General features: G+C 39.9%; 13 protein-coding genes and 2 pseudogenes. 9 read left to right on the top strand and 6 right to left on the bottom strand.

Features of this window, described 5'->3' with window-relative positions:
• Positions 1 to 72 precede the first annotated feature (72 nt).
• Together CAL6303_RS14135 and CAL6303_RS14130 are read left to right on the top strand one after the other, a co-directional pair.
• Positions 73 to 1,269, top strand: coding sequence for a site-2 protease family protein (locus CAL6303_RS14135; RefSeq protein WP_015198482.1), 1,197 nt, complete (start codon positions 73 to 75; stop codon positions 1,267 to 1,269).
• Between the two features lie 92 nt (positions 1,270 to 1,361).
• The gene (locus tag CAL6303_RS14130) at positions 1,362 to 1,868 is read left to right on the top strand and encodes a hypothetical protein (RefSeq protein WP_015198481.1); all 507 of its coding nucleotides are present in this window, start codon (positions 1,362 to 1,364) and stop codon (positions 1,866 to 1,868) included.
• Between the two features lie 21 nt (positions 1,869 to 1,889).
• Here CAL6303_RS14130 and CAL6303_RS14125 read toward each other — a convergent pair whose 3' ends face one another.
• Together CAL6303_RS14125 and CAL6303_RS14120 are read right to left on the bottom strand one after the other, a co-directional pair.
• Positions 1,890 to 2,555 carry a biotin/lipoate A/B protein ligase family protein gene (locus CAL6303_RS14125; RefSeq protein ID WP_238993697.1) on the bottom strand — a complete coding sequence of 222 codons (666 nt, stop codon included), beginning with the start codon at positions 2,553 to 2,555 and terminating at the stop codon, positions 1,890 to 1,892.
• Between the two features lie 384 nt (positions 2,556 to 2,939).
• Positions 2,940 to 3,980, bottom strand: a complete 1,041-nt coding sequence (locus tag CAL6303_RS14120; protein ID WP_015198479.1) for a hemerythrin domain-containing protein — start codon at positions 3,978 to 3,980, stop codon at positions 2,940 to 2,942.
• Positions 3,981 to 4,293: 313 nt separating this feature from the next.
• On the opposite strand from CAL6303_RS14120, the gene CAL6303_RS30380 reads away from it, so the two are divergent.
• The 5 genes and pseudogenes from CAL6303_RS30380 to CAL6303_RS29305 all read left to right on the top strand — a co-directional run.
• The gene (locus CAL6303_RS30380) at positions 4,294 to 4,440 is read left to right on the top strand and encodes a hypothetical protein (protein ID WP_158333157.1); all 147 of its coding nucleotides are present in this window, start codon (positions 4,294 to 4,296) and stop codon (positions 4,438 to 4,440) included.
• Positions 4,441 to 4,927: 487 nt separating this feature from the next.
• Entirely contained in the window at positions 4,928 to 6,502 is a 1,575-nt protein-coding gene (locus CAL6303_RS14115) for a group II intron reverse transcriptase/maturase (protein WP_015198478.1), read from the top strand.
• Positions 6,503 to 6,590: 88 nt separating this feature from the next.
• Positions 6,591 to 7,034, top strand: a pseudogene (locus CAL6303_RS14110) (DUF2231 domain-containing protein); the annotation flags it as partial.
• 350 nt (positions 7,035 to 7,384) lie between these two features.
• Entirely contained in the window at positions 7,385 to 7,882 is a 498-nt protein-coding gene (locus CAL6303_RS14105) for a hypothetical protein (protein ID WP_015198477.1), read from the top strand.
• A 92-nt stretch (positions 7,883 to 7,974) separates the two neighbouring features.
• Positions 7,975 to 8,340: pseudogene (locus CAL6303_RS29305) on the top strand (AIM24 family protein); the annotation flags it as partial.
• On the opposite strand, the gene CAL6303_RS14100 reads toward CAL6303_RS29305, so the two are convergent.
• The gene (locus CAL6303_RS14100) at positions 8,265 to 9,539 is read right to left on the bottom strand and encodes a glycosyltransferase family 4 protein (RefSeq protein WP_015198476.1); all 1,275 of its coding nucleotides are present in this window, start codon (positions 9,537 to 9,539) and stop codon (positions 8,265 to 8,267) included. The pseudogene CAL6303_RS29305 and the gene CAL6303_RS14100 sit on opposite strands and share 76 nt — an antisense overlap.
• Before the next feature lie 639 nt (positions 9,540 to 10,178).
• Here CAL6303_RS14100 and CAL6303_RS14095 point away from each other — a divergent pair.
• Positions 10,179 to 10,568 carry a hypothetical protein gene (locus CAL6303_RS14095; protein ID WP_041739599.1) on the top strand — a complete coding sequence of 130 codons (390 nt, stop codon included), beginning with the start codon at positions 10,179 to 10,181 and terminating at the stop codon, positions 10,566 to 10,568.
• A gap of 81 nt (positions 10,569 to 10,649) precedes the next feature.
• On the opposite strand, the gene CAL6303_RS14090 is transcribed toward CAL6303_RS14095, so the two are convergent.
• Together CAL6303_RS14090 and CAL6303_RS14085 are read right to left on the bottom strand one after the other, a co-directional pair.
• Positions 10,650 to 11,150, bottom strand: a complete 501-nt coding sequence (locus tag CAL6303_RS14090; protein WP_015198473.1) for an RNA recognition motif domain-containing protein — start codon at positions 11,148 to 11,150, stop codon at positions 10,650 to 10,652.
• A gap of 565 nt (positions 11,151 to 11,715) precedes the next feature.
• Positions 11,716 to 11,964, bottom strand: coding sequence for a hypothetical protein (locus tag CAL6303_RS14085; RefSeq protein ID WP_041739597.1), 249 nt, complete (start codon positions 11,962 to 11,964; stop codon positions 11,716 to 11,718).
• Between the two features lie 123 nt (positions 11,965 to 12,087).
• On the opposite strand from CAL6303_RS14085, the gene CAL6303_RS14080 reads away from it, so the two are divergent.
• Positions 12,088 to 15,774: a CHAT domain-containing tetratricopeptide repeat protein gene (locus CAL6303_RS14080; RefSeq protein WP_015198472.1), complete on the top strand. Its 3,687-nt coding sequence runs from the start codon at positions 12,088 to 12,090 to the stop codon at positions 15,772 to 15,774.
• Between the two features lie 50 nt (positions 15,775 to 15,824).
• Here the strand turns inward: CAL6303_RS14080 and CAL6303_RS30375 are convergent, their stop codons facing one another.
• Entirely contained in the window at positions 15,825 to 15,986 is a 162-nt protein-coding gene (locus CAL6303_RS30375) for a hypothetical protein (RefSeq protein ID WP_015198471.1), read from the bottom strand.
• Positions 15,987 to 16,110 lie beyond the last annotated feature (124 nt).

Here is a 16,110-nt window from a genome sequence, read left to right as displayed (position 1 = left end):
ATTATTGGGAATCAGATTGTTTATGCTAGAGATACATCATAAACTTAACATTTCTTGTTTCAAGATAATCCTATGCAAAAACGCTGGAAAATCGGTTCTTTATTTGGAATCCCTCTGTATATAGATCCTCTGTGGTTTATTATTTTGGGATTAGCAACTTGGAATTTCGGTTCCTCCTATCAACAGTTGGGAACTACTGTTGGTTGGACTGTTGGCATAGTGATGGCACTACTGCTGTTCACCTCGGTATTGTTGCATGAGTTGGGACATAGTTTAGCGGCAAAATCCCAGGGAATTAAGGTTAGTTCCATAACTCTATTCCTATTTGGTGGAATGGCGATGATTGAGGAAGAATCCAAAACCCCAAGCCAAGCGTTTCAAGTTGCGATCGCAGGACCAGCCGTTAGTATTATTCTATTTTTACTATTTAAATCTGTAGCAATTTCATTTAACGATACATCTATTGTCAGTAAAATTACTAATGATTTAGCAGGAATAAATCTAGTTTTAGCTCTATTTAACCTGATTCCCGGCTTACCCTTAGATGGGGGACAAGTGTTAAAAGCAGCATTGTGGAAAGCCACAGGCAACCAATTTAAAGCAGTACGAGGTGCAGCAACAGCCGGACAGATTTTGGGCTATAGTGCGATCGCGTTCAGCTTTGTGCTGGACTATTACACTCAGGATTTATTTACGGGATTGTGGATCATGTTACTGGGTTGGTTTGCCATTCGCAATGCCACCAGCTATCAACGGGTTGCCACATTACAGGAAACTCTAGTTAATACCATTGCTAGTGAGGCAATGACTAGGGATTTTCGGGTGATTGATGCCAAGCAAAGTTTACGGACATTTGCTGATGCTTACTTACTGGAAAATAACCGCCAACAAATCTATTTTGCGGATGCAGATGGACGCTATCAAGGTTTAGTGATTCCCGAAAAGTTGCAATTAATTGAAAGAAGTGAATGGGAGAACCAAACAGTACAGAATATTGTCATTCCTCTCACAGAAATAGCCAGTGTGGAAGAATCAGCAAGCTTGGTTCAAATCATCAAATTATTGGAAACTGAGGAATTGTCACATATTACAGTACTGTCTCCAGCAGGCGCAGTGGCGGGTATTATTGATAAAGGCGATATTGTGAGAACATTAGCTCAAAAACTCAAATTGAAAATTACCGATAGTGACATAAAAAATATCAAAGCAGATAGGAACTATCCACCAGGGTTACAATTAGATAATTTAGCAAAATCAATCATGAATTAGTTCTAAACTTCTCAAGGTGATAATTCCAACAGGTTATTAGAGACGAGATATGTCACGTCTCTCTTTAATTTATTTTTCAACTAAATACACCCATGTCACTTCATTCTCTAATTGACAATAATCTTTCCCATCCGCACTATGGGCAGTTGCTGTATCACCGTGACTTGCAAAACCCAAGTATCTTACATTTCTCAGTTCAATTAAACGATGTAGAGTCTTTAGCTTGGGAACCTATTCGCTGCAATCAGCAAAAAGATACCGGAAAATTAGCAATTTGGCACATAGATTGGCATCGTTTCCAGCCTGCAAAGTGGGTAAATCATTGGGAACGAGAAAAAATTAACAAAGCATTGCATCTCTCTGTAGAAACCTTCCATGAACGTTGGCAATATGAATTATTCCGCTTCAACTGCGAACATTGGGCAAGACTGGTGACAACTGGAGATTGCCGCTGTTTCCAGATGACAGAATTTAAGAAGTTACAAAAAATTCCCGTTATGGGACTGATTGTTGTTGGTGTTGCAGGATTAGTTACAGGTGCATGGGAACAGAACGGATATGCAGAAGATGTGATCACAAATGTTGTTATTGCAGCCTAAAAATACTTATTTGATGGTACTCTAAACAAAACTCAGAATTTCCTGCCATTCTGCATCCGAGAACCCCTGTACATGGAATTCAGCGTGAAAGCGATCGCGTGCTGCCTCAATCAACGCTGTAGTAACATCGTCAATGGATATATCCACGGGAAAATTCAAAGATTGCGAAATACTCTCTCCAAATACCAGCGCAAACAACTCCTCATCTGGCTGCAAACGCATCGAACCATGTTGTAAAATCACATCATTGCGCCGCAATTGAGCGCTACCAATTAACTTATAACCTTCCTGAGTCACCAAATCCGCATTTGTTGCAGTCCCAAAACAATTAGGATTGTGAATATATCCCCGTCCTGCGGTACCATAACTCAAACTAATTCCCAATTTTTCCCAACCTGAAATCAAAAACTCACATATTTTTTGATAAGCTAGAATTCTGCTATTACTGAGACCAGATGTCACCACACTATACGTCAAATCACCTTGGTGTAAAACAGCCCTTCCACCAGTAGGACGCTTCACTAAATCTAGTTTTTTTCCTTGCCAAACTATATTTTCCCAGCTTTCTGGGTAATTATTTTGATGATAACCCAAGGAAATAGTCGGATTCGACCATATATAAAAGCGTAGTGTCGGAAGATGTTTACCATTAAGATGTTGAGTAAACAGCCATTTATCTATCGCCATCTGGATATTTCCAGATGTTTCCATGAATGGAATTAATCGCCAAGTTAAATAATCCAAAAATAATCCAAAAAGCCCAATTTTTCAGGTACTGAATACTATTACTATACGCAGATAAAGCCCCTTTTCTCTAGTGGTCTGTCAGTTATATTTTGACGGTTGTCTAGAAATCCACAGTTTTGTAGAGACGTAGCACTGCTACGTCTCTACAACCATCATGTTTATGTTGACAGACTAGACTACTGGACTGTGCCAATATCAAAGCCTTACAGACATAAGGAAGGAGGCACCTATACATTTTTAAAGCTGTCTAATGATAGAAGGAAATTAATTGACGAATGAAGCGGTGAACTACCACCTCATCACTCCATCCGTCCAAAATTTCATCTAGCGCATACCAGCCATCTTTTGCTGTTCTTCGCTCTTAGCAGCTTTAAACCTGGTAGCCAATTGTTCGCTTTGTTCGCTACTGAGGTTGTTGCGAATAGCTGCAAACATTGTAGTTTCTTCTTGACGAATATGATCGCCAACTGCATCTATGATTTGCTTAATTTTTTCTTTGAATTGAGGTGAGGATGTTGAGATCGCCTTAGCTTGGTCTAACATCGCTTTCAATTCAGCTTGTTCATCATACAACTCCTGGGTATCACCTTCTCCATAGAAAGGACGAACTGTAGGATATACAACTTTTTCTTCCGCAATCGAGTGTACTAACAAATCTTTGTAGATTTGACCGAAGTACTCTTGGATTTTTTGTGAATCGTCAGTTGCCAATAGTTGGGTGAATAAGGTGTTAACCTTACCATGATCCAGGCGAATCACATCCTGGATATTCATATCTTTTTTGTCAGAACCTTGGGTAATAGCACTACCAACGGCACCACTAAAGGCAGATGCTGCATCCTGGACTCTTGCCCAAATACCTTGATCAGCATCTTGTCCGGTGAGTTCGCGGACACCTAATATTTCCAGAACACCCTTAAGTTGTTCTTGGTGAGCGCGGTTTTCAAAGTTGATGGTGTTTAGAGGTCCAATTGCCATCATTACGTCAGCACCGACTTTCTGTGCTGCTTTATGAATAGTCAAACCAGTCATTACTTGTTGGTGCTTCAGTAATTCATGTTGGAAGACTTTTTCATACAAGCTTAATTCTGAACCTTTCATCAATTCTTGAATCTTTTCCACCATGCGGGTGATGGTTTCTTCAGATTTGGTTTGTATACCGTACTGTATGACTACGGTGTCTAAAATTCCCATATTTTTTTGATCATCTTCAAGCATTTTGCGGAAGCGATCGCTAATTTCTGGATCTTTACATTCTTGTAAAAACTGTTGCTCGTTAGCAATCAACAATTCTTGAATTTGCTTCATGTCTGCCAACTTCGTAGCAATAGCAGAGCGCTTAGTATCATCTAAAGTAGCAACCATTTGTGTGTTCTCCTCGAATCGGATGAGTTTTTACTCGCTTAATATCAGGTTGCCACAGATCCTAATTAACCTTCATCTTACTTTTGAGTGATTAGTGGGGAAACTCAGGATATACAAAAATCAACTGTTTAACAATTGAGTCATCTATCATTTTCGATAGATGAAATCTAATTGATTGCTCCATCGTTAGATAGATAAAAATCACGAAGCAATTTCCTAGATTTACAGAAGAAAAATCAAACATTATCAGCGTAGAGAAATGATGTTGATTACTGAAGCTTGGATAAATTGACTCAACAATTAATTTAAAACAATGGATACACAAGAGCAAAGTACCACACCATACCCAAATATTCCTAAAATACTTGAGAGTGACAGCCGCGAATTCCATGATACAGGCGTACCAAGTAGTGCGATTCGTTGCTTAGTGAATCACGGTAATCAGCCCGTACATAACTAAGCCAACCAACAATGGTTGAACTCTCAGATTATGTAGGTGTAAGTCCTACCAGCAAGGTTCATGCTTGAATCCCTATCTGCCTACACCGAATAGACTCGTTATCTATAGAGTGAAGCTAGGAACAGGGCGCAATCAGACTACCGTTATGGGTGGACACTGGCGCTAATGGGGAGTTCCCACGGTAAAACCGATGCCTAGAAAAGTGACCTATACGCAAGCGGGACATATCCTCAGAACCCGACTTCATCAGAGTTAATCCCCGCCGCGTTAAGTACTTGGACAGTGGCAAGAATCTGGGGGTCTGATGGTTAAATTGGCACTACCTAACGGAACAATCAATCATCTGAGGGAACGAATAAAAACGAGCCAAAGGTCTTGGGACTGTCGAATCCCAGGTAGGTAAGACGAGATACAGAATTCCTTTGATTCGGGTAGGATGCGGCGTAATTGCTGCAAGGTATTCAGAAAACACTTAATGGAGAAGAGCATGATTAGGCACAGTCACGAGACTAGTGAATCTTGGAAGAATCTACCGTGGAAGAAATTTCGCAAAGAGTTATTCCGCCTACAAAAGAGAGTGTTCAAAGCAGTTGAAGCAGGAAACAAGCAGAAAGCGCGGTCCTTACAAAAACTTATTCTGAAATCCTGCGCGGCTAGATTCTTGGCAATTAGACAAGTATCACAATTAAATGCTGGCAAGAAAACAGCAGGAATCGACGGTAAAAAGTCCCTTACATTTCGTGAGAGATTCGAGCTATCAGAACTGCTTAAAGCATCATGTAATAACTGGAAACACCAGGGACTACGGGAAATCCCCATCCCCAAAAAAGATGGGACTACCAGAATGCTTAAAATTCCAACTATGGCAGATAGAGCTTGGCAATGCCTCGCAAAATATGCTTTAGAACCAGCACACGAAGCAACCTTCCATGCTCGAAGTTACGGGTTCAGAAGCGGACGCTCGGCACATGATGCCCAGACAGTCCTACTCACCCATCTTCGCTCCAATAACAATGGAATCAATAAAAGAGTTATAGAACTTGATATTGAAAAGTGCTTCGACAGGATATCACACACATCTATAATGGAAAATCTTATCGCCCCAAAAGGGGTTAAATTAGGAATATTCCGATGCCTAAAAGCCGGAATAAACCCGGAATTTCCAGAACAAGGTACACCACAAGGTGGAGTCGTGAGTCCACTCTTAGCTAACATCGCCTTAAACGGAATTGAAAGTATTCACAGATACCACAGAAATGGTTCTAAAATTACTAACAAAACCGCAGGAAAAGATATTACAGAACCATCAATACGCTACGCGGATGACATGGTAATAATAATCAGACCTCAAGACGATGCACAAAAAATACTTGCCGATATTGACAGTTTTTTAGCAGCAAGAGGAATGAAAGTAAGCGAAAAGAAAACCAAGATAACCGCTGCGACAGATGGCTTCGATTTCCTTGGCTGGCACTTTAAAGTGCAAAGTAACGGAAAATTCAGAAGTACCCCTTCAAAGGACAACTTCAAAAAATTCCGTCAGAAATTAAAAGCTATTATTAACTGCTCCAATTATGGTTCTAAGGTAAAAGCCAAAAAGCTAGCGCCTATAGTTAGAGGATGGAGAAACTACCATCGCTTCTGCAAAATGGACGGGTCAAGGTTTTCACTCTGGCACACCAGACTCAGAACATGGAAAATCTTCAACAAGGAGACGAAGCTAACGCGAGAATCAACAACGAAGTTGATTGAAAAAGCATTTCCCGCAGTCCCTTACTCCGAATTCAGTTATGTCATGGTCAAAGGAAATAAATCCCCCTACGATGGAGACTTAATCTACTGGAGCGAACGCAACAGTAAATTATATGACGGAGCAACCTCTAAAGCTTTACAAAAGCAAAACCATACATGTGGTCACTGTGGACTAAAATTTACGAGTGAAGAACGAGTACATCTACATCACATTGACGAAAATCATGACAACTGGAAACCTAAAAATCTTCTAGCAATACACGAATCTTGTCATGATTATATACACATGAGCAAAAGGATTATCCCTTAAGAATATCGGGAGCCGTGTACACAGAAATGCGTACGCACGGTTCTAACAGAGAGGTGCTGGGGATAATACCCCACATCGACTCTAACCAGTCGCCGTACTCGGACATCCGATTCACCCGATTCTTGTCCAATTTCCAGTCGCTTTCTTAGTGGGAGCAACCTTAAGCGATGTTATTTTTTGGTTTATTCGGGATAATTTCTGGGCAATTGCTGCCTATTGGCTAATTATTGGTGGTTTAGCTGGGGGAATTGCAGCCGCAGTTACAGGAATGCTGGATTTTTTACGCATCGAACGGGTTCGCAAACGTACTGCTGGTTGGGCACATATGGCTCTCAATATTACTGTATTAATGCTAACTACTATTAACTTAGCGATTCGCTGGAATGATCCCGTCAGTGGGGTTTTACCTTGGGGAATTACGATCTCACTGATTGCTGCTACAGCTTTGGGTATCTCTGGGTGGTATGGTGGAGAGCTTGTTTACCGCCACAAAATTTCGGTAATTGGTAACGGTAATCCCAACTATCCATAACAATTTTAAAATTATTCAGATATTAAACCTCGTCTATTTCGCACCGCAATGAGGAAACTCCACTTTTTATGATGGGCGAGGTTTACTTAGAAATTACTTAAATCAAAGTCGAATTTTTTCATATAACTAGTCCTTTTCCTAAGTATTAATACTATTATATTTTTCTGACACTTAATCACTAGTGTGGGGTCATACACCGCACCCTGAAAACCATAAGCATGAATAGAATTGTGACAGGCTATCTAATATATACGGTGTGAACACAGCTACTCACTATTTAAAATCTTAGCTGATGGCGATGGAGTGCTTGGTTTTCATTGATACTACTAATTTTAAAAAACTGAAATACTATGTTTAGTTTAGTAAATGCATCAAAAACTACTATAGAATGTACGACAGCAACCAGAACTCTGGCAAGAGCGATCGCTGTTTCCTGCGGAGAGTTCTCCCTGTTGTTAGCTTGCTGCAACTCTTTACAGCGTCAGCGAGATGCAGTGAGTTTACTTAAGGAATTTTCATCTACTAATATTAGACAAATTACACTGTCACCGACATCAGATACTTTATATTCCACTATCGTTAAAAATCTTGATGGAAAAAACCCTGAAGCTCTTATGATTCATGGTTTAGAGTCTGTGATCGCCATTAATAATCTGATTGCCTCCACCAACCTGATGCGGGATGAATTGCGGAAGAAATTTGATTTCCCTTTGGTGTTATGGGTAAACGACGAAATCTTACGAAAATTGGTATGGTTAGCACCCGATTTAAAGGACTGGGCTGCTAGCACTATTCGATTTGATGTAGTTAATTCCCACCGCAGTCAGCAGCATCAACTAAGTGCATAAACTCTACTGGTTCCTAGGCTCTGTCCCACGGTGTACACTTGAATTCCCTAGATTTTCTATAAGGGACTTCCAATTTAAATAACCTAAATTATAGTGTGAACATGGTTGGTGGTTTGTCGTTTAATTCGCTCAAAACTGGTGTTTTGGGTGGAGAGGGACTAGTTTGCCATTTTAGTGGTACGGGAAAATTATGGTTGCAGTCAGGGGAATTCTATAATTTAGTCAATTATTTGAATGCTTTTCGTCCAGTTCAAAGTAGTAGTAGTAGCATTTATCGCTTGTATTCAATACACCGACCTAACCCCCAACCCCTTAAGAGCAAGGGAAGGGGAGTAAGATCAACGTATTTCACTCATCTGAAAACCGCTATAGGTAATGAATTTTATTTACTTAGTAGGGCAATCTCTTCGAGAATCAGGGCTGGCTGCAATATTTCACTATACAGTTCACTTAATTGAGATGCGACTCCATCCCAACTAAAATTGCTTTGAACATGCTTTTTAGCAGTTTTGCCTAGTTTATCGCGCCATTCAGTATCTTCTAAAATTCGATCGATTGCTGTGGCAAATGCGGCAAAGTTTTGGGGAGGTGCTAGCAAACCTGTTTCTTCGGGGACGACTGTAAATTGAAGTCCACCGACATCGCTAGCAACTACGGGGGTACCGCTTGCCATGGCTTCAATTGCCACTAATCCAAAGGGTTCATAGTGGCTGGGAACTACACAGACATCAGATGCTGCGTAGTATGTGGGGAGAATGTCTTGGCTAAGACGACCTGGGAATTTAACGAAGTCTGTCATTCCCAATTCTTTAACTATAGCTTCGATGCGATCGCGTTCGATGCCATCGCTTTGTCCAGGTACACTACCACCACCAATTATGACTCGCAGTTGTTCATTACCAAAGAATTTTGATTCACGTACTGCTCTAACTAAGGTTTCGATACCTTTACGCTGATCAAATCTTCCAACATATAAAACTAATTTTGCTTCGGCATCAAGTTCTAGTTCTGCTCGTGCTGCTTGTCTTTCGATGGAACCAAAGCTATGTATGTCTGTCCCACAAGGAATTATATTGATGTTTCCTTTGGTGGAAAGCAGTTGACGCATGTGCGCTTTTTCTTGGGGACTTGTAGCTACAATTGTTTCTGCTGTTTCTAAGATTTGACGCTCAACCTCTAAACGCTTGGTGGCAATAGGGGGAATGTCATTGATTGTGTTATATTTTACCGCTCCAATTGAGTGGTATGTGTGAACTTGCTTGCAACCGATAAGTTCTTTGAGACGCATTCCCACCCAGCTTGATAACCAGTAATTCGTATGTACTAGTTCGTAGGATAAATTATGCTGCTTTTGAAATAACTGGAAGTTTTTGATAAACTCCGGCAAATATTCAAATAGGTTGTCGCGGGGAACAAATTCTAGGTTCCCTGCTTGCAATCTAATTGTTCGGCAGTTGGGGCTGTGTTGAACGATTGCATCCTGTGCCGCACTGATGCGACGGGTATACATGTCAACTTGCCATCCTAGTCGAGCCAGTGCCTCACCCACATGACGCACGTAAACATTTTGTCCTCCAGCTTCTTCTTTACCAATTTCAATCGCGGGGTCTCCATGCACTGAAATTAAGGCGATGCGTTGTCCTGCTTTAGAGTTCATAGTTTGTTGGTTTTTTATGTTGTCGAGGTACTAGCGGGTATCGGGTATGCGCTTACCACGAATTTGTTGAGATTGGGGGAAGGTTAAGTAATCTTTATTTTAATTTAGTATATGCAAGAAAGTGACACATCCACTAGTAGATATATGTTGAAATATCTAAGTATATACATTGGTTTTTCTTATGGTAAGGTAGTCAATTTTCACACAGATGTAATCAACAATTGGTCTGTTGACGGATTTGCTATTACAGAATTTTTGACTAAAATTTTTACGGCTTACATAAGTGAATAATGCATATTTAACAAAGGTTTTAAGTGTTCAACTGGATCTAGTTTATGTGCTTGTCTCTGGCTAACTAGGCATTATGTTATACATAAGATATTTATTATTTTGTATCTATAGATACTTTTATCTATAATTACTTTATCAGTAGCTTGTATAAAATTATATTATTACAAAATATGAATAAATATATAGTTGAATTGCTGAATCAATTTTATTTTTTGATTTCTCCTAAATTTAGAGAAACTTTGGGAATCAAAACCACCTCCTGATATGCTGAGAAATCATGGTTGATGAGCAGCGATGATCCACACTTATTTGATATGGGGAGTGAGTTGGTAAATGATCGCCAGCACTATGCAGTTAGATTTTGTTCCAGTTGATAATTTTTATTTTGCTCTGACTTTGGCAGTGAGGACTCTAGAAGATATCGAAAAACCTGGGTTAGTTGAGGAAGTGCGATCGCTATTGATGGCAAAATACGGACAACCGTCAACTGTCGCACCAGGAAAACAAAACACTTTTAACTATGTTTTCCGCGTGCAAGGTGTGGATAATAGTCCGGCAACTGAATTATTTGTTTCTATTTCTGATGTCTCTAATAAGCTACGTCTTGCCAGTGATTACGGTTGGGTGTTGGATGGAGAGAGAAAACCCACACGTACAGAGAAATTTGACCAAAGATCAGTCTTTAATCAGCAAGTGCGATCGCATTTTCAAAATTTGCTTCAAATCTCGTTCGAGTAATTTTTGAGTCTCAGATAATTAAAAATTAAAAATCAAATTAACTTGATTTTTAATTTTTAACCTGAGTAAACATAGCACCAATTAGTTTGTGGTTTGGGCTGCTAACATTTGCTTGAGCTTTTCTAATTCATTTGCCCAGCGAGGATCGGGACGAATTCCATCTCCATCAACGGTAGATGTTGAAGTTTCTCTAACTCCACCACCACTCCCGCGACGGGATTTTTTGGCACCGCTTTTCTTCGCTTCTCTGGGTAAGCTTGGACTTGTGTTCGCAGCAGCACCGCTACCAGCAGCTTTGGGTGTTGGTTGTTCTTCACCTTCTTCACCTTTGGTACGAGGTAAAGCTTTTTCAATCTTAATGGGTGAGTCTTTAAACATCTGACCGTTATATTTTTCAATAACTTCATCAGCGTGTTCATCACTATTGACGGTGATAAAACCAAAACCACGACACTTCCCGGTTTTCCGATCTTTGATCAACTTGGTTGTAACTGCATCACCTTCAGCAGCAAAGACAGCTTGCAACTCTTGACGATCGATTTCTTCTTTGGGCAAATTACCTATGTATAGGCGTACAGACATGGACATAACCTCCAGACTAGAATCAACATAATCAGCCAAAAACACCAGCTTGGTTTTAATAATGTATGGATGCCATAGACAAAACACCCTACAAACCAAGCTGCTTACTCCAAACTGTCAACCTTCACAATACAGTTACTTATCAGATTGAAGCTTTTATAATACGAAAGCGTGCAGAACGCTAATCCCATCTTAGATCTAAGAATTCTAAACTCTAACAATTTAACTGGTTGCCACCAAAAACGCATTCAAAGCACTTTCTTATGAGAATTAAATACCATTTCTTACATTATCACGGTATTTTCTATGTAGCTAGTTCAACGCCTACATTTCTGGCAATTGCATCATAGCATCGTAGCATAAAACACACTTTTTCTGAACTTCAATAAATTATAAATAAAAACCAGCCATCGGCTGGTTAATTTCTGCTGTGTTGGGAGATAAAAAAAAGAAGAATGGTAAAGGACATCAGAATTGATTGGCGTAAAGCACAGTTTCCTCAAACTTTGGTCGAATTTTGTGTCGCTTAACCTTATGTAAATAAATGTAACATTATTCTTTAAACTTAGCAACATTTATTTACAAAAACTTGAAATCTGTATTTTGCTGTGTACTTCGTTCCATTCAGCTTGCTTGTAGATCTGACATACCCTTTTTTCACACCCAGCAACCCCAGAAACCCGGTTTCTCCATATTCAACACCACAATTTTTCACTGCGACTAATGAAACCGGGTTTCTCGCCGCACCACGACTGTCTTCATGCAGCAGATCCCTGACTTCTTCAATAAGTGGGGGATCTAAATCTTGTTGCAAAAACTGAAACCAGGTTTACTTTCTCTTCGCTTTGGCTTTAAGGTATTCGTGTAATTAAGTATATTTTCTGAGCAAATAAATATCTTCTGTATCTGCATACCGTAGAAATACGGTTGATTTGCAATGGAAATAATTAGTAATTCAGGGGTAAAAATGGCAATTTACAAGAAAAATAGAGAAAATTTAGGTTATTTTCTAACAAAATTCACCCGTTACAGTTTGATTGGTTTACTGAGTGTGGTTTTAGTCTCGGAATCGGTAGGGGCAAGGGCAACGTTAGTACAGTTGCAAATAGCACAACAGACAGTACCAACTCCGTCGGTTCCGTTGAGTGCAGAAAAGCAAAAGCGATATCAAGAGGGAGTCAAGTTATATAAGGAAGGACAGGAGTTAGAGAAAAAAGGGACTAAAGAAGGATATCTACAAGCTATTGAAAAATATCAACAAGTATTGAAAATGGTTCAGGAATTGGGATTACGCAAAGAGGAAGTAGATTTATTAGCAAGTATTGCTAATGTCTATAATTCTTTTTCTGACAACAAAAATGCCATACAGTATTTCCAAAAAGCATTAGATATCTCACGCGAACTAAAACAACCAATCAGTGAAGCAGTTTTGCTTGGTTCAATTGGTGTTATGCATATGAACTCAAACAATCCAAAAGAAGGACTGACATATTTAGAAAAAGCCAAGTCAATATTTTTAGCTCATAAAGAATATCATAGTTTAGCTACGACTTTAAAAAGCATTGCTGGTATTCACATCAGGGTCGGTGATACGAAACAGGTTTTATATTATTATAATGAAGCCTTAAAAATTTATCGTGAGACACTCAAAGATCCGGCAGGAGAAGCTAATACTCTTCAGAGTATAGCTATGACTTATTCTTTATCTGGTGAAACTAAAACTGCCCTTCATTATTACGAGCAAGCTTTAAAAATCCAGCGTCAAAGAAAAGACGTTCCAGCAGAAATAGAAATTCTTCAAGATATTGCTGTTATTCGAGGTAGATTGGGAAATACAACAAAAGCAGTGGAATCTTTAAAAGAGGTCTTAAAACTACAGGAACAGGTAGGTTCTGATTTATCAAAAAAAGCTAACACGCTTGCACAGATAGGTCATATTTATGCCAAACAAGCAGATTACCGGACAGCTATTGATTACTTTCAACAAGCTGGGAAACTCTGGCAGCAAGTGGGAGACACCCAACTGGTATCTATGAGTTTTCAAATGATTGCAAATGCTCACACAACTTATTCAGGTGATTATCAAACAGCACTAAAATTTTTAGATAAAGCATTAGAGCTTCAATTTGATAATAAGGACAATCAAGCATTTACTCTGGGACTAAAAGCTGATGTATATGCATCACAAGGTAATTATCAACAGGCTTTAGAGGAATATAATAAAGCCTTAAAACTTCAACGTTCGATACCAAATCCAAAATCGGAAGTTGGTACTCTTCTTAAAATTGCACAACTCTATCGGTATCTAGGCGATTATCAATCAAGTATTAATATTTGCAACAAAGCATTAGAAATATTTAAGCGCACACCAAGTAAGCTTCAAGAAATCCAAACTCTAGTATTTTTAGCCAGTGTTCATCAGTTCCAAGATAAGTATGATGAGGCACTTGCGTCTTATAAGCAAGCGCTATCTTTAGTTGATAAAGAAAATTACCAGTCGGAAATTCAAATACTTCAAGGTATGTCGCAAACATACAGATTCTTGAACAATTACCCTAAAGCATTAGAATCTGCTAATCGCGCATTAAAATTATCTCAGGAAAATTCTTTTGGAGAAGAACATTCTGTCACAGTTCTAGCCGGTGTATATCGTGGGAAAGGTGAGTACAAAAAATCATTAGATATATCTGAAAAAGTTTTAGCAGATTATCGTAAAACTGGATTACGTGTTCGAGAAGCACAAATGTTAGGCGATATGAGTATAACTTATGCACAACAAAAAAATTACCAAAAAGCAATAGATCTTCTGAATGAAGAGTTGAAAATACGGCGAGAGTTAAAAGAGAGTAAACCAGAGGCAAGCGTACTTTATAGTATTGCCATCAACCAACGCAAACTAGACAAACCAGAAACCGCACTTACCAACATCAACGAAGCAATAAAAATTGTCGAAAGCATCCGCAGCAACGTCAAAAACCCCGACTTACGTACATCCTACTTCGCCACAGTCCAAAGCTACTACAAATTCAAAATCGACTTATTGATGGAACTCAACAAAAAACAACCATCAAAAGGCTACGACGCATTAGCACTCAACACCAGCGAAGCATCCCGCGCTAGGGGACTTGTAGACTTACTCACCGAAGCTGGGGCAAATATCCGCAAAGGTGCAAATCCCCAACTCCTAGCAGAAGAACAGCGGTTACAGCAATTACTCAACGGGAAAGAAAAAGCCAGAATCGACATCCTCAGCACATCAAAAGGCAATGATGTCGCTAAAAGCACAGCAGATAAATTAGGAGATGAAATTGCTGACATTATCAGCCAACAACAACAATTAAAAACTCAAATCTTGACTAAAAGCCCAGAATATGCAGCACTTAAATATCCTCAACCTTTGGAATTAAAGGGAATTCAGCAACAACTGGATAAACACACTATCCTCCTGCAATATTCCCTGGGAAAAGAACGGAGTTATCTCTGGTTAGTTACACCCGATTCGGTTCAAGCTTATGAACTGCCAAAAGGTGAGGTTATTGAAAAAGCGGTAGCCAACTTCCGATATGTCATGGATAAATTCGATAAATCTGGGGCTATCTACAAGCCTCAAGAACATCCAGATGACATCAATCAACCAGCTTCCCAACTGAGTCAAATGGTTCTGGCACCTGTGGCTAACAAGTTAGGAAAAAAGCGGTTAGTTATTGTTGCTGATGGTGCGTTGCAGAATATCCCCTTTGCAGCATTAGCAGATCCTGGAACCCCACCCCCAACCCCTCCCCGCTTGCAGGGAGGGGAGAAATCAAAGCCTCTCTCCGCGTCGGAGAGAGGTTCCTATCAACCGCTACTTGTTAACCACGAAATTGTTAATCTCCCCTCAATTACAGCCATAGCCACCCAGCGCAAACAACTTAATAAGCGTCCACTCTCACCCAAAATCTTAGCTGTACTTGCTGATCCATTATTTCCCCCACAAAACCCCCCGGAATTAAATTTAAACGATTCAGCGCAGCAACGGGCGATGAAAAACCTCAAACGTAGCGGTTTAGATCCTCTACCAGGTACCCGTGTAGAAGCTGAGGCAATGCTGAAGCTTTTACCATCTGGGCAAAGTACCCATGCATTTGGTGCTGATGCTAATTATGAATTTGCCACCAATCCGGCACTCAAACAATATCAACATCTCTTCTTTGCTACCCACGGCTTGGTGGATACTAAGCAACCGGAGTTATCGGGGATTGCGCTGGCACAGGTTGATAAAGATGGTAAACCTGTGGAAAAGGGTTATCTACGTTTAGGTGACATTTTCAACATGGATTGGGCTGCTGAGTTGGTGGTGCTAAGTGCCTGTGAAACTGGTTTGGGTAAGGACACCAAAGGGGAGGGGTTAGTTGGATTGACAAGGGGATTAATGTATGCAGGTTCCAAGCGGGCTGTGGTGTCCTTGTGGAATGTTAGCGACAAGGGGACATCGGAGTTGATGCCGATATTTTACAAGGAGGTTTTAGCTGGTAAGTCTCCATCTGTGGCTTTGCGGGAAGCACAGTTGCAGATGTGGCAGGGTAAGGAGTGGAAAAACCCGTTTTATTGGGCTGCTTTCACTTTACAGGGGGAATGGAGATGAAGGGGGAGATCTCAGAAATCCGGTTTCTCCAGGTTCAACATCACAATTTTTCACTCAGAATGATGAAACCGGGTTTCTAAATGCACCACGACTGTCGTGAAAAGCTGATCTTCAATGGGAAACCTAGCATTACCAAGATGGTGACGTTGGGTTTCCCACTTAAGAACTAATAGTCTGTCCAGATAAAAATGATGGTTGTAGAGACGTAGCATTGCTACGTCTCTACGAAATTGTGGATTTTTACACAACCATCAAAATAAAATTGACAAACTACTAAGGCAGTTCCTAGAAAAAACTTGTTGGAAATACTCAAATCAATCAGCGCGATCGCTTAAT

The organism is Calothrix sp. PCC 6303 (genome assembly GCF_000317435.1).
Lineage (GTDB): Bacteria > Cyanobacteriota > Cyanobacteriia > Cyanobacteriales > Nostocaceae > PCC-6303.
This window is presented reverse-complemented; position numbering and strand designations above follow the sequence as displayed.

Excerpts from the sequence above, each read along its gene's own strand:
- CAL6303_RS14135 (WP_015198482.1), top strand. The coding sequence starts at position 73 with ATGCAAAAACGCTGGAAAATCGGTTCTTTATTTGGAATCCCTCTGTAT.
- CAL6303_RS14130 (WP_015198481.1), top strand. The coding sequence starts at position 1,362 with ATGTCACTTCATTCTCTAATTGACAATAATCTTTCCCATCCGCACTAT.
- CAL6303_RS14125 (WP_238993697.1), bottom strand. The coding sequence starts at position 2,555 with ATGGCGATAGATAAATGGCTGTTTACTCAACATCTTAATGGTAAACAT.
- CAL6303_RS14120 (WP_015198479.1), bottom strand. The coding sequence starts at position 3,980 with ATGGTTGCTACTTTAGATGATACTAAGCGCTCTGCTATTGCTACGAAG.
- CAL6303_RS30380 (WP_158333157.1), top strand. The coding sequence starts at position 4,294 with ATGGATACACAAGAGCAAAGTACCACACCATACCCAAATATTCCTAAA.
- CAL6303_RS14115 (WP_015198478.1), top strand. The coding sequence starts at position 4,928 with ATGATTAGGCACAGTCACGAGACTAGTGAATCTTGGAAGAATCTACCG.
- CAL6303_RS14105 (WP_015198477.1), top strand. The coding sequence starts at position 7,385 with ATGTTTAGTTTAGTAAATGCATCAAAAACTACTATAGAATGTACGACA.
- CAL6303_RS14100 (WP_015198476.1), bottom strand. The coding sequence starts at position 9,539 with ATGAACTCTAAAGCAGGACAACGCATCGCCTTAATTTCAGTGCATGGA.
- CAL6303_RS14095 (WP_041739599.1), top strand. The coding sequence starts at position 10,179 with ATGCAGTTAGATTTTGTTCCAGTTGATAATTTTTATTTTGCTCTGACT.
- CAL6303_RS14090 (WP_015198473.1), bottom strand. The coding sequence starts at position 11,150 with ATGTCTGTACGCCTATACATAGGTAATTTGCCCAAAGAAGAAATCGAT.
- CAL6303_RS14080 (WP_015198472.1), top strand. The coding sequence starts at position 12,088 with ATGGAAATAATTAGTAATTCAGGGGTAAAAATGGCAATTTACAAGAAA.
- CAL6303_RS30375 (WP_015198471.1), bottom strand. The coding sequence starts at position 15,986 with ATGCTACGTCTCTACAACCATCATTTTTATCTGGACAGACTATTAGTT.